At 41.2% G+C, this 26,658-nt stretch carries 24 protein-coding genes; 15 read left to right on the forward strand and 9 right to left on the reverse strand.

Features of this window, described 5'->3' with window-relative positions; translation table 11 throughout:
- Nucleotides 1–8: 8 nt before the first annotated feature.
- The 9 genes from JI723_RS16640 to JI723_RS16680 all read right to left on the reverse strand — a co-directional run bounded on the left by JI723_RS16640 (nt 9) and on the right by JI723_RS16680 (nt 11,431).
- Entirely contained in the window at nt 9–491 is a 483-nt protein-coding gene (locus JI723_RS16640; RefSeq protein WP_140180993.1) for a ribonuclease domain-containing protein, read from the reverse strand.
- Between the two features lie 96 nt (nt 492–587).
- Nucleotides 588–2,033, reverse strand: a complete 1,446-nt coding sequence (tldD, locus tag JI723_RS16645; RefSeq protein WP_272580718.1) for a metalloprotease TldD — start codon at nt 2,031–2,033, stop codon at nt 588–590.
- Nucleotides 2,034–2,055: 22 nt separating this feature from the next.
- Entirely contained in the window at nt 2,056–2,895 is an 840-nt protein-coding gene (gene nit1 / locus JI723_RS16650; protein ID WP_070928957.1) for a deaminated glutathione amidase, read from the reverse strand.
- On the reverse strand, nt 2,895–6,689 hold the full coding sequence (yhdP, locus tag JI723_RS16655; RefSeq protein ID WP_337979569.1) for an AsmA2 domain-containing protein YhdP: 3,795 nt from the start codon (nt 6,687–6,689) through the stop codon (nt 2,895–2,897). Before yhdP ends, nit1 begins: the two co-directional genes overlap by 1 nt.
- A gap of 22 nt (nt 6,690–6,711) precedes the next feature.
- Nucleotides 6,712–8,181 (reverse strand): ribonuclease G, encoded by a 1,470-nt coding sequence (rng, locus tag JI723_RS16660; protein ID WP_070928959.1) that lies wholly within the window; start codon nt 8,179–8,181, stop codon nt 6,712–6,714.
- Nucleotides 8,178–8,765, reverse strand: coding sequence for a Maf family protein (locus JI723_RS16665; RefSeq protein WP_070928960.1), 588 nt, complete (start codon nt 8,763–8,765; stop codon nt 8,178–8,180). The genes rng and JI723_RS16665 overlap by 4 nt, the downstream gene beginning before the upstream one ends.
- A gap of 39 nt (nt 8,766–8,804) precedes the next feature.
- Entirely contained in the window at nt 8,805–9,293 is a 489-nt protein-coding gene (mreD, locus tag JI723_RS16670) for a rod shape-determining protein MreD (protein WP_070928961.1), read from the reverse strand.
- A 37-nt stretch (nt 9,294–9,330) separates the two neighbouring features.
- Nucleotides 9,331–10,299: a rod shape-determining protein MreC gene (mreC, locus tag JI723_RS16675; RefSeq protein ID WP_070928962.1), complete on the reverse strand. Its 969-nt coding sequence runs from the start codon at nt 10,297–10,299 to the stop codon at nt 9,331–9,333.
- An 88-nt stretch (nt 10,300–10,387) separates the two neighbouring features.
- Complete coding sequence (locus JI723_RS16680; protein WP_014657562.1) at nt 10,388–11,431, reverse strand: rod shape-determining protein; 1,044 nt, start codon at nt 11,429–11,431, stop codon at nt 10,388–10,390.
- Nucleotides 11,432–12,220: 789 nt separating this feature from the next.
- Between JI723_RS16680 and acuI the strand changes: the two genes are divergently transcribed.
- The 15 genes from acuI (at nt 12,221) to JI723_RS16755 (ending at nt 26,620) form a co-directional block, all read left to right on the forward strand.
- Nucleotides 12,221–13,204 carry an acrylyl-CoA reductase (NADPH) gene (gene acuI, locus JI723_RS16685; RefSeq protein ID WP_140186504.1) on the forward strand — a complete coding sequence of 328 codons (984 nt, stop codon included), beginning with the start codon at nt 12,221–12,223 and terminating at the stop codon, nt 13,202–13,204.
- Between the two features lie 232 nt (nt 13,205–13,436).
- Entirely contained in the window at nt 13,437–13,892 is a 456-nt protein-coding gene (gene aroQ, locus JI723_RS16690) for a type II 3-dehydroquinate dehydratase (RefSeq protein ID WP_070928964.1), read from the forward strand.
- 293 nt (nt 13,893–14,185) lie between these two features.
- On the forward strand, nt 14,186–14,662 hold the full coding sequence (gene accB, locus JI723_RS16695) for an acetyl-CoA carboxylase biotin carboxyl carrier protein (RefSeq protein ID WP_070928965.1): 477 nt from the start codon (nt 14,186–14,188) through the stop codon (nt 14,660–14,662).
- A 12-nt stretch (nt 14,663–14,674) separates the two neighbouring features.
- A complete protein-coding gene (gene accC / locus JI723_RS16700; RefSeq protein WP_070928966.1) occupies nt 14,675–16,021 on the forward strand; it encodes an acetyl-CoA carboxylase biotin carboxylase subunit in 1,347 nt (448 codons plus the stop codon).
- 164 nt (nt 16,022–16,185) lie between these two features.
- Nucleotides 16,186–16,542 carry a YidH family protein gene (locus JI723_RS16705; protein ID WP_070928967.1) on the forward strand — a complete coding sequence of 119 codons (357 nt, stop codon included), beginning with the start codon at nt 16,186–16,188 and terminating at the stop codon, nt 16,540–16,542.
- A 6-nt stretch (nt 16,543–16,548) separates the two neighbouring features.
- Nucleotides 16,549–16,854, forward strand: coding sequence for a DUF202 domain-containing protein (locus JI723_RS16710; RefSeq protein WP_272580720.1), 306 nt, complete (start codon nt 16,549–16,551; stop codon nt 16,852–16,854).
- Nucleotides 16,855–17,085: 231 nt separating this feature from the next.
- Entirely contained in the window at nt 17,086–17,328 is a 243-nt protein-coding gene (locus tag JI723_RS16715; protein WP_070928968.1) for a YhdT family protein, read from the forward strand.
- Entirely contained in the window at nt 17,318–18,781 is a 1,464-nt protein-coding gene (gene panF, locus JI723_RS16720; RefSeq protein ID WP_070928969.1) for a sodium/pantothenate symporter, read from the forward strand. The genes JI723_RS16715 and panF overlap by 11 nt, the downstream gene beginning before the upstream one ends.
- A 16-nt stretch (nt 18,782–18,797) precedes the next feature.
- The gene (gene prmA / locus JI723_RS16725; RefSeq protein WP_070928970.1) at nt 18,798–19,682 is read left to right on the forward strand and encodes a 50S ribosomal protein L11 methyltransferase; all 885 of its coding nucleotides are present in this window, start codon (nt 18,798–18,800) and stop codon (nt 19,680–19,682) included.
- A gap of 316 nt (nt 19,683–19,998) precedes the next feature.
- On the forward strand, nt 19,999–20,964 hold the full coding sequence (gene dusB, locus JI723_RS16730; protein WP_272580721.1) for a tRNA dihydrouridine synthase DusB: 966 nt from the start codon (nt 19,999–20,001) through the stop codon (nt 20,962–20,964).
- A gap of 24 nt (nt 20,965–20,988) precedes the next feature.
- A complete protein-coding gene (gene fis, locus JI723_RS16735; protein ID WP_004258438.1) occupies nt 20,989–21,285 on the forward strand; it encodes a DNA-binding transcriptional regulator Fis in 297 nt (98 codons plus the stop codon).
- 1,087 nt (nt 21,286–22,372) lie between these two features.
- Nucleotides 22,373–22,669: a hypothetical protein gene (locus JI723_RS16740; protein WP_337979570.1), complete on the forward strand. Its 297-nt coding sequence runs from the start codon at nt 22,373–22,375 to the stop codon at nt 22,667–22,669.
- A gap of 561 nt (nt 22,670–23,230) precedes the next feature.
- Nucleotides 23,231–24,277, forward strand: a complete 1,047-nt coding sequence (locus JI723_RS16745; RefSeq protein WP_337979571.1) for a threonine aldolase family protein — start codon at nt 23,231–23,233, stop codon at nt 24,275–24,277.
- Complete coding sequence (locus JI723_RS16750) at nt 24,274–25,440, forward strand: MFS transporter (RefSeq protein WP_337979572.1); 1,167 nt, start codon at nt 24,274–24,276, stop codon at nt 25,438–25,440. The genes JI723_RS16745 and JI723_RS16750 overlap by 4 nt, the downstream gene beginning before the upstream one ends.
- Complete coding sequence (locus JI723_RS16755; protein ID WP_337979573.1) at nt 25,412–26,620, forward strand: ATP-grasp domain-containing protein; 1,209 nt, start codon at nt 25,412–25,414, stop codon at nt 26,618–26,620. The genes JI723_RS16750 and JI723_RS16755 overlap by 29 nt, the downstream gene beginning before the upstream one ends.
- Nucleotides 26,621–26,658: the final 38 nt, after the last annotated feature.

Here is a 26,658-nt window from a genome sequence, read left to right on the forward strand (position 1 = left end):
CAAGTACCTTAATTGATCTTTTCGAAGCTTTTATAGTGATCTGCGGTGACATAAATCATGCCATCTGAAGAGTATAGCAAACGATCGGCTCCTCGGTGACCGCAATTGTAGTTCAGATCAGCTTCATACCACTGACGATTAGGTGCTGTAGGTAATTGTTTTTCACGGTTAGAGAATCGGTCACCACCAATCGCTTTACCGGGGAGTGCTTCGCAGAGATTGCCCTGCTTAGGATTCCAGCCTGCATCACGAGCCGCTTTTTTGGTGATATAAAAACTCGGTAACTGTTGGTGCTTTTGGAGATAACTCACTACATTGGCTTGTTTAGTTAACTCGTCAATCTTTTGAGCATTTTGAACTGCTATTGTTTGCTCTGTTGTTGTAACAGGCTTGTCTGCCTGCTTTGCCCCTTGCTGCTCTCCAGTATTAAAATACAGGCTCAGAACAATCAAAATGGCCATCAACACCAGAGAAATCACACGTTTATTCATCATCGAGCTCCTTCCTTGGTTTTGGTTTATATCCGAATATTCATCATACTTCGAGATGCAGTGTCTACCTGCATCTCAAATTATTTAGAGGATAGGTTATGCCGTGCCGCCAACCGTCATCTTATCCAGTTTTAGTGTAGGCTGTCCAACACCAACGGGTACACTTTGTCCTTCTTTTCCACACACACCAACCCCTTTATCGAGGGTCAGATCATTACCTACCATTGAGATCTGCTGCATAGCTTCAACACCTGAACCAATCAAGGTAGCGCCTTTTACTGGTGAAGTGATTTTACCGTTTTCAATCAGATAAGCTTCAGAGGTTGAGAAAACAAACTTGCCAGAAGTAATATCGACTTGCCCGCCACCAAAGTTTGGCGCATAGATACCTTTATCGACACTCGCAATAATATCTTCCGGTGTAGAATCCCCCGCTAACATATAAGTATTAGTCATGCGTGGCATAGGCAGGTGTGCATAAGATTCACGACGTGCATTACCTGTTGGAGCCCGTCCCATCAAACGAGCATTTAGCTTATCCTGTATATAATTTTTCAAGATCCCATTTTCAATCAATACATTGTATTGACCCGGTACCCCTTCATCGTCGATAGCTAAAGAGCCACGACGGCCAGCAATAGTGCCATCATCCACAACAGTACACAGTGGTGAAGCCACCAGCTCACCCATTTGTCCGGAAAAAACAGAGGTGCCACGACGATTGAAATCACCTTCTAAACCATGACCCACTGCTTCATGCAGCAATACACCCGGCCAGCCAGCACCCAATACAACAGGCATCATTCCTGCTGGTGCGGCAATCGCAGACAAATTAACCAATGCCATACGAACAGCTTCTTTAGCATACTGCTCCGCGAGCACTTGACCTTGATGAACTTCAAGGAAATATTCATAGCCATAACGACCGCCGCCGCCACTTGCACCGCGTTCACGTTTACCATCATGTTCAACCAATACACTGACTGACATACGAACTAATGGGCGAATATCCGCAGCTAATGTTCCATCCGTCGCAGCTACTAGCACTTGCTCATATACCCCAGTTAAACTGGCATTGACTTCAATGACACGAGGATCTTCAGCTCTGGCAATTTGATCAACACGATGCAGTAATGCAATTTTGTCTTCTCGCGATAGACTATGCAGTGGATCCGCTTCTGAATAGAGCTTCTTATAGCCAACTTCAGTCAAAATTTGTGACTGACCATTACCTTGCTCACCAACAATACTACGTGCCGCAGTCGCACTTTGCTGTAATGCAATCAATGAAATCTGATCGGCATAGGCAAAACCGGTTTTTTCACCGTGTACGGCTCTGACCCCAACACCTTGGTCGATATTATAAGAGCCATCTTTGATGATGCGATCTTCCAACACCCATGCTTCATGGTAGCTAGATTGGAAATAAAGATCGGCATAATCCAGCTTGCGCTCAGATAACAGGCCGAGTGTATCGTACAGTTTTTGATGGTCAAGACCATTGGCAGCCAGCAAATGGTCGCTGACAGAAGCTAAACTCATATTGGTTACTCTTTGTTGTCGTTTATTTTTTAATCAGTGAAGTCAGTTGTGGTCTAAAGCGGTTATGTTTCACCACACGGATCTGCTCACGCATTCCATTCAGACTTTCTGTTTGAATATTTAAAACCGTTGCTGCAACAGCATCAACGTTCTTTTTCATTACTTTACCCCAGCCATCCACCGCGAGGCTGTGCCCCCATGTACGACGCGTCCCATGGACACCGACCTGAGCAGGTGCTAATACAAAGCATTGGTTTTCAATCGCTCTGGCACGTAATAATGGTTCCCAGTGAGCCTGTCCTGTGTAGCGGGTAAATGCGGCCGGTACAGAGATAATTTCTGCGCCTTGCTCACGCAATGCTTGGAATAGGCCTGGGAAGCGTAAATCGTAGCAAATGGTCATGCCTAAGCGACCTACAGGCGTATCCACGACAGTAATATGTTCGCCGCGCTGATAAATAACGGATTCATTGTATGTGCCTTGCTCATCTTCAATATTCACATCAAACATATGAATTTTGTCATAACGCGCCTGAATATTTCCTTTGGAATCAATTAAAATACTGCTACTTGTGATCCGCTCTGGATCTTCACGGCTAATGAGTGGCATAGAACCAATTAAAATCCAAACATTGTAGCGTTTTGCCATATTGGCAATCGCTTCTTGGAGCGGCCCCTGCCCTTCCTGTTCGGCTTGTTTACGGTAAGTTGCTGCATCGGCAAACAACAATGCATTTTCTGGTGTTAATACTAGCTCAACAGTATCTGGCAACTGTTTAATCTGCTGCTCAATCTGTGCCAAATTATGTTTAGTATTTTTACCACTGCATAACTGCAAAAGTGCAACATTGCCATTTTTCATTACTCTTGAGTCTCCTTTAGCTGACGCAATACTTCATCAATTTTTGGTTCATCCAAACTTCCTGACACACGATAGCGTATGACAGAAATTTTACTCCATAATGGACCTAATACTTTTGATGCAGCAAATACTGCCGCACCTGCAATTGGATTGACCGCAAACGCGGTTGCCACACCAACTGTAGCAGATATTTCTGGGGTAACGATGGCTTCACCATTGATTTGACGTTTCACTAAGTCAATTTGCCCATTTAATGCAATATCTGCAACTAAGCCATCAATATAGAGATCTTTAGTTGATAGGATACCATTTTGGATCACCGCATTACCTTTAATTGAATCAAAGTCAAAGTCATTACTAAAGGTATCACGAAAATCAAATTGTAGCTTACGTAACAACGCGTCAAAACTGACTAAGCGCAATAACTGCCCTGCTCGCCCACCGCCCATTTTAGCGATAGCCCCTTTGCCAAGTTTAGCCGACAATTTACCATCCAATGTGGCCATATCTAACGACCATGGCACATCTTGCCAATTTAGCTCAAAATCGAGGGTATAAGGTGAATCGATAATAGGGACTAACACACCGTAATAGGCGGCTGTTTCATCGAATTGCTCACCACTCAAGGAACCTGCTACCTGCGTACGGTTCTGCGAGCCACTTTGCCAAACCGCAGCCAATTTTAACTGCGTTGCGCTGTTAATTAACGTTCCATCAGTCAGTTGTAAAATATTTCCCTGTGGTTTCAAATGCGCTTTGACTTCACCTAATTTTTGCCCTGCGGCCCAACAATCTCGGCAACGTATTTCCATTTCAGGCCAGTGACTAAAATTAAATGCACCACCATCATTATCACTGTTAGTTTCTTGCCCTGGGAATGCGCTTGGGTTGTAATACAGATAATCGATATTCAGCACCCAAGGCTGCTGAGAGTAAATTTGTAACTCCGCCTTTAAATTCTCGCTGGACACTTTTATTAACTGATCTACCGCTGACAAACTAAAGGACAGATCAACATCTTTCCAAGCTTGCCCACCTAAAGACAGGGATGGTGTCTTCACCGTTACGGTTTCAGGTAAACCAATATTGATTGGCTGAGTAGTCTGATCCGATGAAAACACAGTATCGATAAATCGCAGCCAACCACTATTCGTGACAGCAGGTAAATCAGCTAATAACGTTGATGAGTTCGGAAGCTTTGGTACATTCCCTTTCCATTGAGCCAAAGTACCTTTATTTAAGTGTAGTTTGGGTGAACTGAGATCCCACTCAGTATTGAAACCAATACGCTGCCCGATATCGCCACCAATGGTTAAGTGGGTTGTTGAGCCTTGAGCCGTCGCAGTGATTGTTGCTAATTCTTTCAGCAAATGACCATCCAAAGCTGGCAACAAACTATTCAGTTTGTCTAAACCTGCGGTAAATTCGACTGTCAGAGCCATTGGCTCAGCGGCTGAATTAGGAAGTTTGATTTCAACATGACTTTTCCAGTCACTGGTTCCGGAAAGTTTTTGCTTGATTGAATTAGGTAATTGAGCGATTTTTGCCACATCCCAATTGCCAGCTAAATCGACATTCACTTGGTAGTTTTTCGGAGTGTCCGCCGTTGAAAAATTGATATCAACAGGCTGACCAAACCAATGACCTTGCAATTTATCGCTGCTCAAATCACCGTTATTAAACTGAAAACTACCACTAAGCGCAGTTAATTTGCTATCAATTGATTTAATAAATAAATCATTTTTATTCAAGTGAACATGGCCTTTTGCCACAACATCTTGACCTTGAGACAACGGAATGGCCAATGACAGATCACCTGTTATTCCACCGCCTATTTGCAGTTCATCTAGCGTGTCGCCAATAGAATGCTTCATGGGTGTCGAGGTGAAATAATGCTGAATTTGAGCCCCTGTGCCTGCAATATCGGCGTTAATAAATAACATTTCATGCAGATAATTAGGAATGTCTGCCGTTAAGTTTGTCGCGGTAGCATCACCTAACTTAACGCTGTCTGCGCGCATGGCTAAACCATTACGTTGAAAATCTAAATCGATGTCTAAGTTAAGCAACGCAGGCCAGCCTTCATCATACTCAAACGTGGCTTTTCTAAGAGGAACAAAGACTTGGAATTGTCCATCATTTCGATAAAACGGAAAATTTTGAGGATTGCCTTTGAAGGTTAAGGTCGCATCATTTACCTGCCCTGCGATAACCGCTTTCGACAAATAATCAGCCAGATCTTGTCCCATCAATTGCTGTGGAAAATAGCGCCATGCATCACCTGCATCACTGACACGGATCCCGGCTAAAATACTCAGATCGTCTTCATCAGTTTGCTTCGACTTTAAAAAACTAAATTGACCATTTGCCCATAATGAAGTTGCTTGGACATCCAGCCCATCACTCCACAACTTGAATTGTTTGTCATCATTGAGCCAATGTATTTGCCCTGCGGCTTGGCTAATCTGAAAAGGCGCTTTAAATTCAGGTTGATAATCGACTTCGCTATTTTCTAAACTTGCCTCAAGTACCCCACGCTGCATGTTTCCAACCAATACTCCTGTAAAATGATCGACCGAAGGCAGTTGTTTCCATTTTTTCCAACTGACATCCTGCCAATCCATATCTATTTGGGTATGGTCGAGCTGATCAGGGGTAATATCTAACGAAAAAGCGGACAGCAATCCTTTTGGTTGGCGATGTTGCCAGTCTTGCACCGTTTCAGGGGTCACAAATGAAAATGTCGGTAAGACCTCGCTTAATCGTTCTAATTCAATATCCTGAGCACGTATCCGCCAATGATCTTTTTGGTGATACTTAGCCGATGAGGGGAGATACAGCACTGAAACACTGCCATTTGGCCAAATATACTCATTGGTCTTAAGGGTGTTCAACTCAGGAATGTTAAATAGCCAACCTTCTCCTTGCCGTCTCATGCGGATCAACAAATCGTTGACTTGTAGGTTTTGCGCTAATGGTGCTTGCCCCCAATTGGCTTCACCTTGGCGCAATTGCAGCAATCCACTATCGATACGATTATTTTTAATCGTAACCCATGATGACAAACTAAAGTTAGCGTCGCGCAGCCCAGTATTCTCACGCAACCAACGACTTAGCCATGGCTGCATATCAATATTATCGGCTTGTAAATAAACCGTACCATCACTCAAAATTCCATTTTTGTCTTGAACATCGATTTTAACCTGTAAATAACCGTGCTGTTTGTTAATCGTTTCTAAGCTAACAAAACCTTGGGCACGATGACGCTCTTGCTCATTCAACCATGTGAGTTCAGGCAAGAGTAGAGTCGTTTTTTGCTCTGATGGAGTCAGAAAAGTAAAGCGGCTATTTTTTAAGGTGAAGTGATTAAATTGCTTTAAAAACAGACCTTCTATACTATCGCTATCGATAGGTTGATCGTTGCCTTCAAAGCTGAGCGGGATCTTATAATCAACATCCAGCTGATAGAATGTAATATCGCGAAAACGCCACTTTAGTGAAAGTAACGAGCGCCATATGTCCAGCTCAATCGCAATTTGGCTCGCTTTGGCATCTGCATCAGCGTAGTTAACCACGACATTGTTGAGGGTCAATACAGGCCCAAATGACTGCCAAGCCCCTGTAATTTCGCCAATTTGTAAGGAGATATCACTGTTTTCTTCAATATAAGCAATGATGTCTGGCCTATAATGATTAATGTTCGGTAAGAAAAAACGTAACCCTGTTAGCAGCAATGCACAAAGCAGCAGCACGATAGCCGTCGTCATCCATACTACTCGTGGCAGTCGCTTCACCCGTTTCTCCTTCACCTAAAAACTACATCATGACGACATCAAATTGTTCCTGACTGTATAGCGGTTCAGTCTGAACTTTAACTTGTTTTCCAACAAAAATTTCCACTTCTGCTAGGGCATGAGATTCATCACCAGTGAGAATATCGACCACCGATTGTGATGCATACACCAAGAAACGATCGGCATCAATACTGCGATGAACTCGCACAATTTCACGTAAAATCTCATAGCACACGGTTTCAACAGATTTCACTGTACCGCGCCCTTGGCAGGTCGGACACACATCGCAAAGTACGTGTTCAAGGCTTTCACGCGTGCGTTTGCGCGTCATTTCAACCAAACCTAATTGTGAAAAGCCATTAATGGTCGTTTTCACTTTATCTTTACTGAGTGCTTGCTCTAAAGAGGCTAAAACACGGCGGCGATGTTCAATATCACTCATATCGATAAAATCAATAATAATGATCCCGCCTAAATTTCTTAACCGTAACTGACGGGCTATCGCTTGAGTCGCTTCGATATTGGTATTGAATATCGTTTCTTCAAGATTACGATGACCAACAAAGGCCCCTGTATTAATATCAATGGTTGTCATGGCCTCAGTTTGGTCAATAATTAAATAACCACCTGATTTCAATTCAACTTTTCGATCCATTGCTCGCTGAATTTCGTTTTCAACATCGAATAGATCGAAGATCGGCTGATTACCTTGATACAATTCAAGCTTAGCCGTCATTTCTGGCACATATTCTTCGATAAATTCTTGTAACTGTTTATAGGTTAGTCGAGAATCCACACGAATTCTATCTAATGACGCCCCTGCAAAATCACGAATGATCCGATAAGCTAATGCTAACTCGCCATAAATCTTAGTTCGCGTGACATTGCGCTTTTTCCGCTCAATCACTTTAGCCCATAAACGTTTTAAAAAAGCCGCGTCTTGCCTAACTTCATCATCTCCTACCCCTTCTGCGGCAGTGCGAATAATAAAGCCACCATTTTCATCACAATATTGGGCAACACACTCTTTTAAGCGCTCACGTTCAGTTTCACTTTCAATACGCTGAGAAACCCCGACATGAGAAGCGCCTGGCATAAATACGAGATAACGCGAAGGTAATGTAATATCTGTGGTTAAACGCGCACCTTTGGTCCCTAGCGGGTCTTTTACCACTTGGACGATTAAGTCTTGCCCTTGTTTAACCAGCTCAGCAATATCCCTCACATGGAAGTTTTTCTGCTCATCACCCGCAATACATTCAGTATGCGGCATGATATCAGATGCATGCAAAAAGGCGGCTTTATCGAGGCCAATATCAACAAAGGCCGCTTGCATACCGGGTAATACGCGGCTCACACGACCTTTGTAGATATTCCCTACAATTCCCCTTTTGGCTTCACGCTCTACATGGATCTCTTGTAAGATCCCACCATCAATATAAGCAACGCGCGTTTCCGATGGTGTAATATTTACTAATAACTCCGCGGTCATGACATCTCCTTACCATCACCTAACGCTAAAAATCTTTGTATTAATTCATCTGTTTCGACTAACGGTAGACCAACAACAGCGTGATAACTGCCATTAATGCGCCTCACGTAACAACCGCCTTTTCCTTGAATACCGTATGCCCCTGCCTTATCCATAGGCTCACCTGATTTTATATAATCATGTATTTCGTCTAATGATAACTCGCGGAATGTCACATCTGTCACAATCAAGGTGTTTAATGTTCGCTTTTGATCAGAGATTGCTACAGAAGTCATAACTTGATGAGTCTTACCTGATAATGCTAACAGCATTTCTTGTGCATGTTGCTCATTGCGTGGTTTTTCTAAGATTTGGTTATTTAGAACAACGATAGTGTCGGCACCAACCACGGGATGATCTTCTGGTGCAATTTGAACACCCGCTTGCGATTTGTCGCGCGCTAAACGCTGTACATAAGCTTCGGGTGTTTCACCTGCTTGCCATTGCTCCTCAACTTCAGGACGTAAAATTGCAAATTCATGTCCTAATAGTTGTACAAGCTCTCTTCTTCTCGGAGAGCCTGAAGCCAAATAGATATAACTCATAAACGATGTTCCAGAGGTAATTGAATTGCTGCTAAAAACTTAACATACTGAAAACTTACGGCGAATTTTCCGTAACAGTAAAAATAGCCATGGCCACAGAATACCATTCACGAGGCTATTCCAGAATACTTGAGGATGAAATAATACCTGAGATGATACAAATTCGGCCCAAAACACGGTCATATCAAGAATGACAGTCAGCAAAACAATCATTAAAGCTTGCTGCCAAAGTGCCATATTGCGCAATAACTGGTGTTTATAAGAGACTAGGTAGCAAATGATACTGTATGAAAGTGCGTGTACACCTAAAGCAGAGCCTTGAATAGAGTCAACAATAATGCCAAGGATAAAACTGGTACCAACACTGACTCGATGCGGCAGCGCCATCACCCAGTAAATCAAAATCAGCAGTAACCAAGAAGGCCGGTAAAAAGCAAATTGTTCCGGCCACGGGATAAGCTGTAAAACCAATGCGATGAAAAAAGAAATCCAGATAATACTGCGGCCATTGCCACGATACTCATCCATTTAGCGTCCTCTCTTAACCATAGCCACTATACCTTCCCTATGGTTGCACTGCTGGAGACATTGATGGTGGTAGCGGCGGCCCCTGAATTTCACTTGGATTTGGTAAAACTTGAGGGAGCACTTTCATTAAGCGCTCGTTTGCTGCACGGTAAACCTCTGAAGGCTGTAACGGCGTCATGGCTTCATTTTCATTTCCCCATAACAGCAATAAATAGCGTAAGCGCTGTAGCTCTGCACTCGGCCTTGCGCTGATTATGGTATAAGCTCGCTGTGTATCATGTTTAACACTTGAAACCACAGCCACAGGATAACCTTCAGGGAAACGACCACCAAGGCCAGAAGTCACGAGAACGTCACCGACGCGGATATCGGTATTTTCAGGTAAGGGCTCAAGTTGTAGATCATCTGCACATCCTGAACCCGCAGCAATGACTCGGATATCGTTCCGTAATACTTGGACTGGTAGTGCATGAGTGGTATCACAAATCAGTAGAACACGACTATTGAATTGACTCACCCCAACAACTTGCCCTACGACCCCCTTATCACTGATAACAGGCTGCCCTTCATAAACATTCGCATTTTCACCTTTATCAATAACCACTTGGTCACGATAAGGTGTATTCGCACCAGAGATCACTTGTGTGACCATCATATGTTCGTCTTGACGTAGTGGAGAACCAAGTAGCTCACGCAAACGGGCATTTTCTTGTTTTAATTGCTCCAATAAAAGGCTATCCGCCTTTTTTAATAGCAGTTCCTGACGCAGCGCTTTATTTTCAAACTGAAGTTGTCCACGTGAGGAAAAGCTTTCAGAGATGTTATCAAGAAATTGACGTGGGCCATTAGCCAAAAAGTAAAATGGGCTAACCGCCGTATCTAAATAGTTACGGATTTTGTTGAAAGGCTCAAAGCGATGGTCAATCACCACCAGCGCTATTGCAACAATAACAGCAATAAAAATTCGCAGCTGGAGAGATGGGCCTCGCCTAAAAATCGGCTTCATGTATGGCTGAGTTTCACTAAGTTCAGAGGATCAAAAATAGGCAAAAGCAGCGGCTGAGGCAATAACCTCAGCCCGCTTACGACATTATTTAGTCATCACTAAATAGATCGCCGCCATGCATGTCGATCATTTCTAATGCCTTGCCACCACCACGGGCAACACAGGTCAAAGGATCTTCTGCAACAATTACAGGTATACCTGTCTCTTCCATCAGTAAACGGTCGAGGTTACGCAGCAATGCACCACCGCCAGTAAGTACCATACCTCGTTCTGAAATATCAGATGCCAATTCAGGAGGACATTGCTCTAATGCCAACATTACCGCACTGACGATACCGGTTAATGGCTCTTGCAATGCTTCTAAAATTTCATTTGAATTCATTTTAAAGCCACGAGGAACACCTTCAGCAAGGTTACGACCGCGAACTTCAATTTCATACACTTCATCAGTTGGATAAGCAGAACCTATACCATGCTTAATACGCTCAGCGGTTGCTTCACCGATCAAAGAACCGTAATTGCGACGCACATAGTTAATGATGGCTTCATCAAAACGGTCACCACCGATGCGTACTGAAGAAGAATACACGACACCGTTTAAAGAAATGACAGCGACTTCAGTCGTACCGCCACCGATATCAACCACCATTGAACCCGTCGCTTCAGAAACAGGTAAACCAGCGCCAATCGCTGCGGCCATTGGTTCTTCAATTAAAAAGACTTCGCGCGCACCTGCACTCAGTGCAGATTCACGGATTGCTTTACGTTCAACTTGTGTTGCACCAACTGGCACACAAACTAGCACACGAGGGCTTGGACGAAGAAAGCTGTTGCTATGCACCTGTTTGATAAAATGCTGTAGCATTTTTTCCGTGAGGAAAAAATCTGCAATAACCCCATCTTTCATTGGTCTTATTGCTGAAATATTACCCGGTGTACGCCCCAGCATTTGCTTAGCTTCACCACCCACCGCAGCAACGCTTTTTGGTGTACCAGAACGGTCTTGGCGAATAGCGACAACAGAAGGTTCATTTAATTTTACGCCTTGTCCTTTGACATAAATGAGGGTATTGGCCGTACCCAAGTCAATTGACAGGTCATTAGAAAACATGCCACGAAATTTTTTAAACATAACGAAAGGGTTATCCTGCAAGCTGGGGACGAATAAAAACCCGTCTACTCTACCAACCACTTGAAGCTGTCTCAAGGCGTTAATGAGCAGCTTCTAAAAATATGGTTAATCCATCTGTTGTAACAGCACAAATACTGCACATGCCTCTTTTTGAAACGAAGCAGATAACAACCTTTAAGATAGCTATTGGTACTTATCTTACGTCAAGTTGCAGCGTTGTTAACCCGCCGTTCCTCAATATATTTTAAGCCTATTGATACGTAAATTTTAAAGCGCATCAATAAATAATAGCGTATTGGTTGTTATATACGCCGTCTTTTATTTCACCCTGTGTTGACAAGTTTTTATGACTACAAGTTCAAATAATCTTTTGTTATTTTTTTTATCGCTGCACATCGACTGACTTCACAGCTAAATATGTTCATTTTCTGTATGTTAGTCCAATAATCTACTCTAGAACCTAGGTAATACCACTGACACATAAACATAACGCTTCGCAACATGATATTTTGCACGATAAAATAGGTTTTATACCAGAAAAAATTACATTTTTACAAATTAATTACAATAGTAGCAGGTGCGCAAGTCACAACTCACTAATTATATTAAGCATTGCGGCTATATACTCCAAATAATTCAAGGGTAACGGGATGACAAATAAACAGATCACTAGAAGCATAGACAATACCGTCATTGGTATGAAGTATGAATAAGTATAGTTACCATACCTGAAGTATAAACAGAGTTTATTAATCTTAAACCATTCCTCACTAATTATAGGAGCGAAGTATGCAAGCTCTCATTCTACAAAAAGACCATGATCAACTGACAGCCAATATCCAGTCCATTCCGACAGAACAACTTCCTCCAGGCGATGTGATTATTGATATTTATTGGTCAACACTAAATTACAAAGACGCCTTAGCAATTAATGGAAAAGCGGGGGTTGTGCGCCAATACCCAATGGTTCCGGGGATTGATTTTTCAGGTGTGGTGCATCACAGCGAAGATCCTCGTTTTAGCGTAGGCCAACACGTTCTACTCACAGGTTGGGGAGTTGGAGAAACACATTGGGGTGGGCTCGCAACTCAAGCTCGAGTTCCCGCAGATTATCTCACCCCACTCCCTGAAAACCTCTCACTGAGACAAGCCATGATTATTGGCACAGCAGGCTTTACAGCCATGCTCTGTGTTAACGCCTTGCAAGATGCAGGTATCACCCCAGATAAAGGCGAAATTATTGTGAGTGGAGCCAGTGGTGGCGTTGGTTCAACGGCTATCCAGCTGTTATCACAACTGGGTTATGATGTGGTGGCCATCTCTGGTAGAGCAGAAAATAGTGATTATTTGCTGAAAATAGGTGCCAAGAGAGTACTTGCGCGCAGTGATTTTACTGGAACAGCTAAACCACTTGATAAGCAACATTGGGCAGGGGCGATTGATACTGTCGGAGGAGAAGTGCTTGCCAATATATTAGCGCAAACACAATACAACGGTGCAGTCGCAGCTTGTGGTCTTGCGGGCGGTTTTTCATTGCCAACCACGGTGATGCCATTTATTTTACGTAATATCCGCCTGCAAGGTGTCGATTCGGTTTATTACCCAGCGAGCAAACGCCCCGCTGTTTGGCAACGCCTTTCGCAGCTGTTACCTGAATCATTTTATTCGCAAATTACCTCAGAGATTACATTAGAACAGTCCGTTGAGTACGCGCAGAAATTTCTCAAAAATCAGATTACAGGGCGTACACTTGTTAAGATTTTAACACCATAATTGCGTTTTGTGCGGGCCAACCCAAAAGTTTGGATTACCGCACAATTTAAAAAAATAAATGTAGTTAATTTCTCTGATAAGACCAGTATTTTGCTGTCATATGCTGTGAAATAATTATAATAGCCCTCCTTATCACGAAAGATCTGATATATTTTTATGATAAAAGATGACAAACCATCCACATCAGGTTATGTTGTCGGGTTATTGACATATCGTCGGAGTTAGCAACACAATGGCAGAAGATATTCACATTTTACTTCTCAATGGGCCGAACCTAAATCTACTTGGCACAAGGGAACCTGATAAGTACGGTAACCTCACCCTTGGAGATATTGTGTCTAAACTCACAAAGGAAGCGGAACAACTAGGCGTAAAATTGAGTCATTTTCAGTCCAATGCAGAGCATGAACTGATCAATAAAATTCATGCGGCAAAGGATAACGTAGATTTTATTCTAATTAATCCGGCTGCATTCACGCATACTAGTGTTGCTTTGCGTGATGCATTATTAGCGGTTGCGCTCCCGTTTATCGAGATCCATCTGTCTAATGTGCATGCCAGAGAACCATTTCGTCATCATTCTTACCTCTCAGATAAGGCGGTCGGAGTGATTTGTGGTCTTGGTGCCGATGGTTACAGTTTCGCGTTACAGGCAGCGGTTAACCGTCTGTCATCTTACTCCGAGTAATTTGAGCTGTAGTTAGGCGACAAATGAATGAGTCTCTAGAAACATAGGTAACTGTGTCACTAGTATGAATGAATGAAGTCACCATAACCTTAACTTAAGGCGCTACAACTTAAGCTATAACGAGTATGTGCTCTAAATAATTCAGGACGTAGTTAGGCGGCTGCTGAGTAAGTCGCTAGGAATATACGCCAGTATATCGCTAGTGTGATTGAGCAAAGCCAACAACACTACAACTTGAAATATAGCGAGCATAAATCACTTAAATTCAAATATAAGAGTACGGAATCATATCCATGGATATTCGTAAAATTAAAAAGCTGATCGAGCTGGTCGAAGAGTCTGGCATTTCTGAACTGGAAATTTCTGAAGGTGAAGAGTCAGTACGTATCAGTCGAGTTTCAGCTGCTTCTCAGGTCATGGCGGCACCTCAACAGTTTTACTCTGCACCTGCGGCACCACAACCTGCATTAGCAGCTGCGGTAGCTCCAGCACAAGAAGCTGCGGCACCAGCGGCGGCAACGGCGCCAGCAGTTTCAGGCCATCAAGTGCGCTCTCCAATGGTCGGCACTTTCTACCGTTCACCAAGCCCTGAAGCCAAACCATTTATTGAAGTTGGTCAAACAGTCAATATTGGCGATCCTCTTTTCATCATCGAAGCGATGAAAATGATGAACCAAATCGAAGCAGAAAAAGCAGGTGTTGTGAAAGCAATCCTAGCGCAGAACGGTGAGCCGATTGAATATGACCAGCCGTTAGTGGTTATCGAATAACGAGGCGTTTCCATGCTGGAAAAAATTGTCATTGCTAACCGTGGAGAAATCGCACTACGTATTCTTCGTGCCTGTAAAGAATTAGGCATCAAGACTGTAGCTGTGCACTCCGCGGCAGATAGTGATCTAAAACATGTCCTGTTGGCTGACGAGACAATTTGTATCGGGCCAGCAGCATCCGCAAAAAGCTACTTGAATATTCCTGCCATCATTTCAGCGGCGGAAATTTCAGGGGCTCAAGCAATTCACCCAGGATATGGTTTCCTGTCTGAAAATGCGGATTTTGCAGAACAAGTCGAACGTTCTGGCTTTATATTTATCGGGCCAAAAGCTGAAACCATCCGCCTAATGGGTGACAAAGTTTCAGCGATTGAAGCGATGAAAATAGCTGGTGTACCTTGTGTACCGGGTTCCGATGGCCCATTGGGCAGCGATACTGATAAAAACAAAGCTATCGCGAAACGTATTGGTTACCCTGTGATCATCAAAGCCTCTGGCGGCGGCGGCGGTCGTGGTATGCGTGTGGTTCGTCACGAAAAAGATTTAGAATCTTCAATCAGTCTCACGCGTGCTGAAGCAAAAGCGGCGTTCAACAATGATATGGTTTACATGGAGAAATACCTTGAAAACCCTCGTCACGTTGAAATTCAAGTAATGGCTGACGGCCAAGGCAATGCGATTTATTTAGCTGAGCGTGATTGCTCAATGCAACGCCGTCACCAAAAAGTGGTTGAAGAAGCGCCAGCTCCGGGGATCACTGATGAAGTTCGCCGTGGTATTGGCGAACGCTGTGCCAATGCTTGCATTGAAATTGGCTATCGTGGTGCAGGGACTTTCGAGTTCCTATATGAAAATGGTGAGTTCTATTTCATTGAAATGAACACCCGTATTCAAGTTGAGCACCCAGTCACTGAAATGATCACTGGTGTTGACCTGATTAAAGAACAACTGCGTATCGCTTCAGGCATGCCATTGTCTGTTAAGCAAGAAGATATCGTTGTTCACGGTCATGCTATTGAATGTCGTATCAATGCTGAAGATCCAAACACCTTTATGCCTAGCCCAGGTAAAATCACGCGTTTCCATTCTCCGGGTGGTTTTGGTGTCCGTTGGGAATCTCATATTTACGCAGGCTACACCGTACCTCCGTATTATGACTCAATGATTGGTAAGCTGATCACCTATGGTGAAACACGTGAAATCGCCATTGTTCGTATGAAAAATGCACTCAACGAACTGATTATCGATGGCATTAAAACCAATATTGAATTGCATCAAATGATCATGAATGATGAAAACTTCCAAAAAGGTGGTACTAATATCCACTATTTGGAGAAAAAACTCGGTATTCAGGATTAATTGATCGTATTACTGACGTAAAATAAACATACCGAGAACGCATACTTCTCGGTATTTTTTTATCTTTTCAATTAACATGTACACTCTAGATAATTCAAAATGCCGCTAAGCACAGTCACTACCCTTGCGACTTGAAATATGGCGTGGATAAATCAGGAACCCCTATGTCTCTTAAACACAACAACTGGAAAAATATTGGAAAAACGCCTGATTACCGATTTTCATTAGCCAATGAAAGAACCTTTTTAGCGTGGATCAGAACAGCTTTAGCGCTGTTAGCAGGCTCTATTGCAGTTGAACAGCTCCTGCATGAAACCGCAACACCATGGATAAGGATATTATTATCACTATTTCTGGCTTGTGCTGGTGGTATTACGGCGATTATGGCCCTCTACCGTTGGCGACAAAATGAAATTGCCATGCGCACCGATGAACCATTGAGATATACCTCTTTCCTCACCATGATGACATTGTTTATTACCACCATCGCCATCATTTCTCTCCTCTATATACTCATTTAATGCCATATGATACGTGATCCAGGTTTACAACCCGAAAGAACTCAGCAGGCATGGAGCCGTACTTTGCTGCTTTTGTTCGTGAACACATTATTGTTTCTGCGACTTGGTTTATTAGATTCGTCATGGTTACCATTTGTAGGAGCCGTGATCGCCACATCGCTGCTATGTATGATTGGCTTTAAAAGACACATTTCATCGGCTTATCAAAATAGTGGCTTAAAAATTGATAATGCAATTTTCCTTTATATCACCGCTTTGGCCATTTTAGCGATGTCGATCCTGCTAATCATTCATATCCTTATCATGACATAACCCCTATGACTCACTATTGATGGGTATGAAAACCCACCACTTTAGCCTAACTTATCCTCTAACCCACTCAAAAAACAGGTCGATAAGTGCAGAGATAAACGTCGTTAATCTACCTACCCCCAATGCACTACATCTTGAAGTATCACGAGTATCGACCGTTTTTTTTTACACTCCCCCCTAGGTTTATCGTACAATCCCTGATTATTTTTATTTTATGAGGGGGAAATACGTATGGATAAGCGTTTTCTTCAATCAAATAAGGAAGCTCGCTGGTCACTCTATCTTACTCTTGCCTATCTTATTGGTTGGGTGATCTGTGCCTATCTTCCAAGTAATACTATTGGTGTGACGGGCCTACCATTGTGGTTTGAATGGTCGTGCCTGATCTTACCTATCATCTTTATTTTGTTATGTATCATGATGGTCAAAATCATTTTCAAAGAGATTCCTTTGGAGGATAAAGATGCAAACTGAAGTTTTGCTACCTCTAATTGGTTACTTAGTACTGGTTTTTTTGCTATCTGTATACGCATACCGTAAACGAACCAAAGGTGAGTTTCTTAATGAATATTTCTTAGGAAATCGCTCCATGGGTGGGTTTGTGCTCGCCATGACCATTACCGCAACCTATGTTAGCGCCAGCTCGTTTATTGGTGGTCCTGGCGCTGCCTACAAATATGGCTTAGGTTGGGTACTACTGGCGATGATCCAGCTACCTGCAATTTGGTTATCCCTTGGCGTACTCGGCAAAAAATTTGCGATTCTAGCTAGACGTTATAATGCTGTGACCTTGAATGACATGCTGTATGCACGTTATCAAAGCCGCTTTCTCGTTTGGTTTGCCAGTATTAGCTTACTAATCGCTTTCTTTGGCGCAATGACAGTACAATTTATTGGTGGAGCGAGATTACTGGAAACCGCCGCGGGTATTCCGTATACCTATGGTCTGCTGATTTTTGGTGTCTCAATTGCGTTATATACCGCGATAGGGGGTTTCCGAGCTAGTGTGCTTAATGATGCACTGCAAGGGTTAGTGATGCTACTAGGCACTGTCATTTTACTGGTAGCTATTATCTATCATGCAGGAGGACTGGGCGCTGCCGTGGAAAAAATTCACACTATCGACCCTAAATTAGTTTCTGTTGAAGGTGCTGATGATATTTTAAGTGGCCCATTCCTTGCCTCTTTTTGGATTTTAGTCTGCTTTGGGGTAATTGGCTTACCGCATACCGCAGTGCGTTGTATTTCCTATAAAGACAGCAAAGCCGTTCATCGTGGAATTATTCTTGGCACCATCGTGATGGCTGTGCTCATGTTTGGTATGCACTTTGCGGGAGCGCTAGGCCGTGCCATCCTACCTGACCTTACGATCCCTGACCAAGTGATCCCAACCTTAATGGTGCAAGTATTACCCCCATTTGCTGCTGGTATTTTCTTAGCCGCCCCCATGGCGGCAATTATGTCGACGATTAACGCACAGTTACTCCAATCATCAGCGACTATCGTCAAAGATATTTATCTCAGCAGTGCACCAAAGCAAATTCACAATGAAAAAAGATTGTCACGTATTTCCAGTTTTTCAACATTAATACTGGGCGCACTATTGCTAATTGCCGCATGGGATCCACCGCAAATGATTATTTGGCTAAATCTATTAGCATTTGGTGGCCTCGAAGCCGTCTTCTTATGGCCATTAGTTTTAGGTCTTTATTGGGAAAAAGCGAATAGTAAAGGCGCCATCAGTGGTATGGTCATCGGTGGTGTGAGCTATGCATTATTAGCCTCATTCAAAATTGAATTAATGGGCTTCCATGCAATTGTTCCTTCACTGCTATTTAGCCTGATTGCCTTTATAATTGGTAATCTTTTCGGTAAAAATCCAGTACAATCGGCAGCCAATGAGCAGGCTACGCCCGCAAGCAATTAAGTAAAAGAGATTAACTATGCCTTGGATACAACTACGACTTAACTCTACTGGCCAGCAGGCTGAAGCACTTGGTGATGAATTGATTGAAAGTGGCGCGGTTTCAGTCACTTTTCAAGACAGCCATGATACCCCAGTATTCGAACCTTTACCGGGCGAGACACGTTTATGGGGTGATACCGATGTGATTGGTCTCTATGATGCCGAAACAGATATGGCAATAGTCGTAGCGCAATTAGAGAATAGCCCACTGCTTGAAACAGGCTTTATCCACAAGATCGAACAACTTGAAGATAAAGATTGGGAAAGAGAGTGGATGGATAATTTCCACCCAATGCGCTTTGGACAACGTTTATGGATCTGCCCAAGCTGGCGTGATGTGCCAGATCCTAACGCGGTCAATGTAATGTTAGATCCTGGCCTAGCATTTGGTACAGGTACTCACCCGACCACCTCCTTATGCTTAGAATGGTTAGATGGATTAGATCTCGAAGGCAAAACAGTGATCGATTTTGGCTGTGGTTCCGGTATTCTAGCCATTGCTGCGCTGAAATTAGGCGCCGCACAAGCAATTGGGATCGACATTGATCCACAAGCAATACTTGCTAGCCGCGATAATGCTGAACGTAATGGGGTTTCTGATCGTTTATCACTCTATTTACCTAAAGACCAACCAAAAGAGCTACAAGCGGATGTGGTGGTCGCTAATATCTTAGCAGGCCCATTACGTGAACTAGCCCCAATGATCAGCGTACTGCCTCATTCAGGTGGCTTACTGGGGCTTTCAGGTGTATTAGCAACCCAAGCAGAAGGCGTTGCAGATGCTTACCGTGAACAGTTTGCAATCGACCCAATCGCAGAGAAAGATGAATGGTGTCGCATCACTGGTGTCAAGCATTTTTAGCAAATTTATAATAAAAATCAGTGAATAATTTCTTTGAAATTGAAGCAGGAATAGATTATCGTATAGCTCAAATATTGTTCAACTGCTGGTGATATTCTATCCTGTTTGGGATTTGAACAGGCTAACGGCGAATTTAGTGATTTTTTTACAAAATCATCTAACTAATTGTTATTAAACACTAATAATTGTATTTTGAAAAAATCAAGATAAAAAAGTTAGTGATAAATAACGGTTTGCTCAAAGTTTGTCCTTTCATATCTCGAAAAAAATGCGTAATATACGCGCCCTTGCAGTCACAGTATGGCCCCCTTTAGTTATGCGAATCGGACAATATCAGTTGCGAAACTGTCTTATTGCTGCCCCCATGGCAGGCATTACAGATCGACCATTTAGGTCGCTTTGTTATGACATGGGTGCGGGTATGACGGTCTCAGAAATGCTCTCATCCAACCCACAGGTTTGGAAGACCGACAAATCAAGACTGAGAATGATCCATCGCGATGAACCGGGGGTGCGTTCCGTTCAAATAGCTGGCAATGATCCCGATGAAATGGCAGCCGCAGCTCAGATTAATGTTGAGAGTGGCGCACAAATTATCGATATCAACATGGGCTGTCCAGCTAAAAAAGTGAATCGTAAGCTTGCAGGCTCAGCGCTGCTACGTTACCCCGACTTGGTGCAATCCATCTTGTCTACGGTAGTCAAAGCAGTCGATGTCCCTGTCACGTTGAAGATCCGCACAGGCTGGTCACCTGAAGAACGTAACTGTATAGATATTGCCAAATTGGCCGAAGATTGTGGTATTCAAGCACTGACCATTCACGGTAGGACTCGAGCCTGTTTGTTTAATGGCGAAGCTGAGTACGACAATATACGGGCAGTTAAGCAGACTGTTGCCATACCGGTTATTGCCAATGGCGACATTACTGACCCGCTAAAAGCCAGAGCTGTATTGGATTACACAGGGGCGGATGCCCTGATGGTAGGACGAGCAGCTCAGGGAAGACCCTGGATCTTTCGGGAAATCCAGCATTATCTGGACACAGGTGAAATGTTACCACCGATGCCAATGGCAGAAGTGAAACACATTATGATAGCGCATGTACAGGAGTTGCACGACTTTTACGGTCAAGGCAAAGGAGCCCGTATAGCGCGTAAACATGTTTCTTGGTATTTGCAAGAACATGCACCTGATGACCAGTTCCGGCGCTCATTCAACGCCATTGAGGACGCCAGCGAACAGCTGGAGGTGTTGGAAGCATTTTTTGAATATTTTGCGTAAATAAAGATAAGAGCTGACAGAACTATGTTCGAACAACGCGTAAATTCTGACGTACTAACCGTTGCTACTGTAAATTCACAAGATCAAGTAACTCAAAAACCATTGCGTGATTCAGTTAAGCAAGCACTGAAGAACTATTTTGCTCAATTAAACAATCAAGATGTTAATGATTTATATGAGCTGGTATTGGCTGAGGTAGAGCAGCCTTTGTTGGACATGGTTATGCAATATACCCGTGGAAACCAGACCCGTGCAGCCCTGATGATGGGTATCAACCGCGGTACTCTGCGTAAGAAACTGAAAAAATACGGCATGAACTAATCCTAGTCGGTTAATGCAGTGTTTTTAAAGGCACTTCTTGTTTTTCAAGAAGTGCTTTTTTGTTGCAGTGACTACTTCGCGAAAATATAAACTATCATCATAATTTCTCTTTATTCTCAATGGCATACCTAACCTATATGCTTAGGAAAACAGTAAAATTGCTCTTTCCGCTCACTCTCTTCTGTTTTTATTTCGCTCTCATAAACCGTCATACGAAGTGGCAGGCTGATAAAGTAGTGCCCATGTGTTCTCACCCGAGCACAAAAAACCTCAAGAACAATACTATTAAAATTAATATCGTCGCCCGTTAAATGAACACAACTTAGACAAGGTCGTTCTGATTAAAGAGTGTGATAACGTATTTAGAATATAATGAGCGGATAGATAAGAAGATTAATGATGTCTGTATGCGTTTTTAAGAGGTTAGAATATCGGTTAAGTTTCTCTACAACTAAATAAATGGCAAATAATGACACTGGAAAGACCAGAGGAGCAACCTTTAATAAGCAACAACGCCTTATTGCTTTGCATAAAGCTAGATTGAAGCTATTGAGCTCAATTCAGGCTCAGTGTCCTCTTGCCAGATTAAAGGGCTTCCTAAGGGCACATTTTCAAGTCACACCATTTGATTTACAAGAAGAGAGCACTGAACTGTTTACCTTTCCCATTGTGGCGGTCAGTTCACTGCCGAATGTGGATTTTCAAACGAGATTGGGCTGTATCTCTTTCCTCACCGTGAAACGGGATGGTAAAAAATTCGGCAGATGCAAGGACTCTTAGCCAGTGCTGAGAATTTGAACATAAAGGTGTAAAAAATGGTATCGATTAGTGATCCCCTCCAAATGAGGGGGGGATGACACTTAAGCAAGATATGGAATGTATGAGTAATTCATTGTTTAAGCTCCATATAAACTAGGCCTTTACTATCCTATAATACAACAGCTGACAAAAACTTGGAGCTGTAATAGAAACAGGCTACACTGCAATCATTGCCCTAAATTACATACTGACATTAAAAAGCCATAAAAAATATAATTATGATGGTTTTATTTATTGTTAACCATTTCACAACGGAAAATAATAGACAATGATAAATATTAACTTTGGAAAAAATGGAATTCCCATTCTCAATGATTTAGCTCTTGATGAAAATATACCATTACCCCAACAAATCGAGCTTTTAAAAGAGGATATGCTACAGGTTGAATTCCCTTTAAATTATGTTTTAGATGTTAGTTGGAGACCATCATTTCAGGTAGATGGTAAATTTCATATAGTTATAATCAAAGATTCTAATTGGGACGAACCTTTATTTTTAGCTACTGCTAATAAAATTTGCGAATTGATAGATAAAATACATTTGGCTATAGAGTCGATCCCTTAATACTTCTAAGTCTCATATGATTAACATTACTCTCAATAGATATTTAACAAATCTATTTTGCGTGGTAAAGGCAATAAGGATAACGTAGTCAAAGCTTGGCAAACTAGTAAACTAAGAAAGCCAACAGCGGGTAAATATCTAGGAACAAAGTAATGAACAAAAAATACATATATAAATATTAACGTAACGAGAACAGTGACAAAAAATAAATAACTTTAATCACATATAACAAATACAAATAAAAATGTATAATATTTTTATTCGCTAACATCTTCTACATTAACCTTTTATTAAACTATCTAGATAGTTTTTAGTTATATGAAATAACAATTAAAATAAGAAATTTAATTGTTATTTCATTAGTTCATTCAAGTAATTAAAATATTTTTATTTAGTATTATCTTTAATAATCATAAATTATGATACCGCTCACAATTACGATTGTTATAAAAAATAAAAACTTGTTTTGTAAAAATATTATTTATAAATTTATAAAAATAATCTATCCCTATTATAAGTGAGAGTGTACACACGAAACAATTAAATATAAAACAATTAGGGATGCAATTATCTATGGATTTAATAGACCTCAGAAGTGATACATTGACAAGATTACAACCCAAAGATCTACTCAACATTAACTATGATTACATTAGTGATGACTGCTACGATGAAGATCGTTACGTTAAGATGCTTGAATTTAAAATTGCTGACCTTTTCGGTAAAGAAAGCGCGTTGTTTATGCCTTCTGGAACAATGAGTAACCAAATTGGTTTGAACGTTTTATCAAATCCAGGTGATGAACTCATTACTGAAGCCGGCTATCATGTGTGTTTTTTTGAGTCATCACAAACCTCTGCATTGAGTGGTTTAGTTATCAATAACGTACGTTCTAAACATGGAATATTAACGACCGAAGATGTATTAAATGCGATTAATAATAAAGCTCGCTGGTCAGATTTATATGCCACACCTAAAATTATTTCAATCGAAAGCAGTATTAATACCTATGGTGGGTTAGTGTTTCCATTGGATGAAATATGCCATTTAAAAATGTTATGTAATAAAAAAAATATGCACTTATTTTTAGATGGTGCTAGGGTTTTGAATGCGTGTATCGCTATTGGTATTTCACCTGACAAATATACTGAACATGTTGATATATTGAATATTTGTCTCTCTAAAGGGATCGGTGCTCCTTTTGGCTCGCTTCTTGTAGGAAGAAAAACCGATATTGATAAAGCCAAAAAAGTAAGGAAATGGTATGGCGGAGCACTCCATCAATCAGGGCTGATGGCTGCTATTGCATTAAATAAATTAAAAGACTATTCTGCTAGGCTCGAAAATGACAATATGAATGCTCAATATTTAGGTGCAATTTGTTCCCAATACTGCCAACTTACTCATCCAGTTGAAACGAATATTGTGATGATAAAAAGCCGCAATGCAGATAATCTGGTTAGAAAACTTAAAACATATGGAGTATTAGCTACAGCATGGACATCGAATACTGTCCGTTTCGTCACGAGCTCTAATATTAATAAAGAGATGCTCACGCGCTTAAAGTCGATCTTTGAAAAGATACATAAATATAAAGAGTTTATATGATAAATAAAATAATCACGTCACGTTTTTTTTCTGGAATATCATTTTATAGTTTCTTGCCATTTTATTCTATTTACTTGATTAACTATAAAAACATGATAGAAAGTAATGTTGCTATTATTTTATTTATATTCTTATTCATTAGTCGTGCATGTTCATTATTCACACATTATATTATTGACTATATAGGTTATAAACTGACTTTAATACTTAGCTATCTTATGGCTTCAGTTGCTATATTATCTATTTATGTCATTAATAGCTTTTCATTTCTACTCCTAGCTTCTGCTATCATTGGTGCCGGTTTTTCTATCGCCAATGTATGCACTAGCCTTTTTATCGCAGAAAATAATAACCATTCAGAACGCGTCAAAAACTTTTCTTTACTTAATGTTGCTGTCAATATTTCATCTGCCATTGGTGGTGTAATAGGTGATTGGTTTTATCATGGCTTCTACTCAGGAATTATCATGCTTCCTGCTACTGTCATGTTAGCCTCATCACTTTATTCATACACCTTGCAGAATATAAAACAGAGTAAAATAAACCCAAAAAATGAAGAAAAAGCGCTTTCTACTTTTATGGAGTGGATAGTATTTGTTTGCTATAGTTCAATGTCTTTCTTCATGATCGGCTTGATATTAAGAAATCTCGCCTTCCATTTTGAAGTCAATAATAACGAGACTATTCGCTATGTCTCCGTTTCATCTCTATTTGCCTTAAATGCTGCTATTATTATATTTTTACAGATAAAATCGACCTCTTTACTATCAGCTCAACGTACTGATCTTCAAATTTTCATCTATAAATTGAGCTTAATAGTCGTCTCTGTTTTGCTATTAATATTTAACTTTCAGTCAGCATTAAGTATGTATTTATTGATCGTGTTATTTACACTGACTGAACTGATTTGGAGTCCATATAACAATAGCTTATCGATAGATAAATGCCCTTTTAAAAACAAAAAATTATCACTATCTATCTGCATATTTTTTTGGGGATTAGCGGAATCGCTTGGGGCTTATATGGGAATTATTGCAAACACCTACCAACTACACTTTCTCATTCCATTTTGCTCATCTTTAATCCTTATTTTTTTATTTTGTATTGAAGGCTTGCTAACTAAAAGGAAACGTAATGAAAACGATTATATTTCTGGAGTGTAATCTATCAGGAACTGGTGTGAAGGCAATAAAGATAGCCAAAGAAATTGGCTATCAAACAATATTATTTACTAAAGAGAAAACCTTTTATGAACAGATTGCGGACAATCCATTGCAATTTGTTGATCATGTTGTTGAGCTGAATACCGATAACCTTGCTTCAGTTATTTATCATGCGATGAAGTATAAAACTCACGGTATTGTAGCATTTGATGACTACCGATTAATCACTGCGGCGGCAGCTTCTCATGCATTAGATCTACCTTCTCCCACCATCAAATCTTTAATTGCATGTCGATACAAGCAAGAAACTCGTAGGATCCTAAGCCAATATCATCAAGGTTTTAATTATAGCGTTGTTAGTATTAATGATAAGATAAATATTTCAAACCTCTCATTTCCATTGGTGGTAAAACCTTGTGACGATAGTGGAAGTAATAAAGTGGCTATTTGCCACACACCGATAGAGCTATCCAGTGCTATCCAAGCGATAACGGCATGTCGGATTAATCAGCGTGGCTATGAATTATCTTCAGATTATCTTATAGAAGAGTTTATTCAAGGTGATGAATATAGCGCTGAAGCCTATTGGGATATTAAGAAAAATCGATGGGAAATACTTGGCATTACTAAAAAACATACAACAACAGGCCAATATTCCGTCGAAATAGGTCATGATTTCCCTTGTGAGTTCCCCCTATTCGCTAAAATTAAAACAACACTAATCAGTTGGCTCAACCATATTGGGCTATCTCATACCGTGGCACACGTTGAGTTTAAATTACAAAATGATGTTGTTAAGCTAATTGAAATTAATCCCCGGGTCGCTGGAGGTATGATTGATAAGTTATGTGAAATCGCAACAGGATTCGACCTAGTACACTGCTATTTATCCCAGTGTGTAAAAGACATGGAGTATGTTCCTCAACTAAAAAAAGAAAAAAATTATGCATCGATTCGCTTTTTAACCTCAGGTAAATCGGGTGTGGTTAATCGTATTAAACCTAATTTCTTATTCAATCAGCCTTTACTATTTAATTTTGTTCCTACACCAATAGAAGTTGGGCCACTAAAAGATAGTTACGGCCGCTTAGGGTACGTCATTACGCAGGCTGCCACTCAAGAACAAGCAATGAATGACGCAGAAAACTTTATTAAGCAGGTAGACATAACATATCAATAAATATTCAGAAGCTATGATAGCTTTTACTGTTGTGGGAA

This window comes from Providencia manganoxydans (genome assembly GCF_016618195.1).
Classification (GTDB): domain Bacteria; phylum Pseudomonadota; class Gammaproteobacteria; order Enterobacterales; family Enterobacteriaceae; genus Providencia; species Providencia manganoxydans.

Excerpts from the sequence above, each read along its gene's own strand:
- JI723_RS16640 (WP_140180993.1), bottom strand. The coding sequence starts at position 491 with ATGAATAAACGTGTGATTTCTCTGGTGTTGATGGCCATTTTGATTGTT.
- tldD (WP_272580718.1), bottom strand. The coding sequence starts at position 2,033 with ATGAGTTTAGCTTCTGTCAGCGACCATTTGCTGGCTGCCAATGGTCTT.
- nit1 (WP_070928957.1), bottom strand. The coding sequence starts at position 2,895 with ATGAAAAATGGCAATGTTGCACTTTTGCAGTTATGCAGTGGTAAAAAT.
- rng (WP_070928959.1), bottom strand. The coding sequence starts at position 8,181 with ATGACCGCGGAGTTATTAGTAAATATTACACCATCGGAAACGCGCGTT.
- JI723_RS16665 (WP_070928960.1), bottom strand. The coding sequence starts at position 8,765 with ATGAGTTATATCTATTTGGCTTCAGGCTCTCCGAGAAGAAGAGAGCTT.
- mreD (WP_070928961.1), bottom strand. The coding sequence starts at position 9,293 with ATGGATGAGTATCGTGGCAATGGCCGCAGTATTATCTGGATTTCTTTT.
- mreC (WP_070928962.1), bottom strand. The coding sequence starts at position 10,299 with ATGAAGCCGATTTTTAGGCGAGGCCCATCTCTCCAGCTGCGAATTTTT.
- JI723_RS16680 (WP_014657562.1), bottom strand. The coding sequence starts at position 11,431 with ATGTTTAAAAAATTTCGTGGCATGTTTTCTAATGACCTGTCAATTGAC.
- acuI (WP_140186504.1), top strand. The coding sequence starts at position 12,221 with ATGCAAGCTCTCATTCTACAAAAAGACCATGATCAACTGACAGCCAAT.
- aroQ (WP_070928964.1), top strand. The coding sequence starts at position 13,437 with ATGGCAGAAGATATTCACATTTTACTTCTCAATGGGCCGAACCTAAAT.
- accB (WP_070928965.1), top strand. The coding sequence starts at position 14,186 with ATGGATATTCGTAAAATTAAAAAGCTGATCGAGCTGGTCGAAGAGTCT.
- accC (WP_070928966.1), top strand. The coding sequence starts at position 14,675 with ATGCTGGAAAAAATTGTCATTGCTAACCGTGGAGAAATCGCACTACGT.
- JI723_RS16705 (WP_070928967.1), top strand. The coding sequence starts at position 16,186 with ATGTCTCTTAAACACAACAACTGGAAAAATATTGGAAAAACGCCTGAT.
- JI723_RS16710 (WP_272580720.1), top strand. The coding sequence starts at position 16,549 with ATGATACGTGATCCAGGTTTACAACCCGAAAGAACTCAGCAGGCATGG.
- JI723_RS16715 (WP_070928968.1), top strand. The coding sequence starts at position 17,086 with ATGGATAAGCGTTTTCTTCAATCAAATAAGGAAGCTCGCTGGTCACTC.
- panF (WP_070928969.1), top strand. The coding sequence starts at position 17,318 with ATGCAAACTGAAGTTTTGCTACCTCTAATTGGTTACTTAGTACTGGTT.
- prmA (WP_070928970.1), top strand. The coding sequence starts at position 18,798 with ATGCCTTGGATACAACTACGACTTAACTCTACTGGCCAGCAGGCTGAA.
- dusB (WP_272580721.1), top strand. The coding sequence starts at position 19,999 with ATGCGAATCGGACAATATCAGTTGCGAAACTGTCTTATTGCTGCCCCC.
- fis (WP_004258438.1), top strand. The coding sequence starts at position 20,989 with ATGTTCGAACAACGCGTAAATTCTGACGTACTAACCGTTGCTACTGTA.
- JI723_RS16740 (WP_337979570.1), top strand. The coding sequence starts at position 22,373 with ATGATAAATATTAACTTTGGAAAAAATGGAATTCCCATTCTCAATGAT.
- JI723_RS16745 (WP_337979571.1), top strand. The coding sequence starts at position 23,231 with ATGCAATTATCTATGGATTTAATAGACCTCAGAAGTGATACATTGACA.
- JI723_RS16750 (WP_337979572.1), top strand. The coding sequence starts at position 24,274 with ATGATAAATAAAATAATCACGTCACGTTTTTTTTCTGGAATATCATTT.
- JI723_RS16755 (WP_337979573.1), top strand. The coding sequence starts at position 25,412 with ATGAAAACGATTATATTTCTGGAGTGTAATCTATCAGGAACTGGTGTG.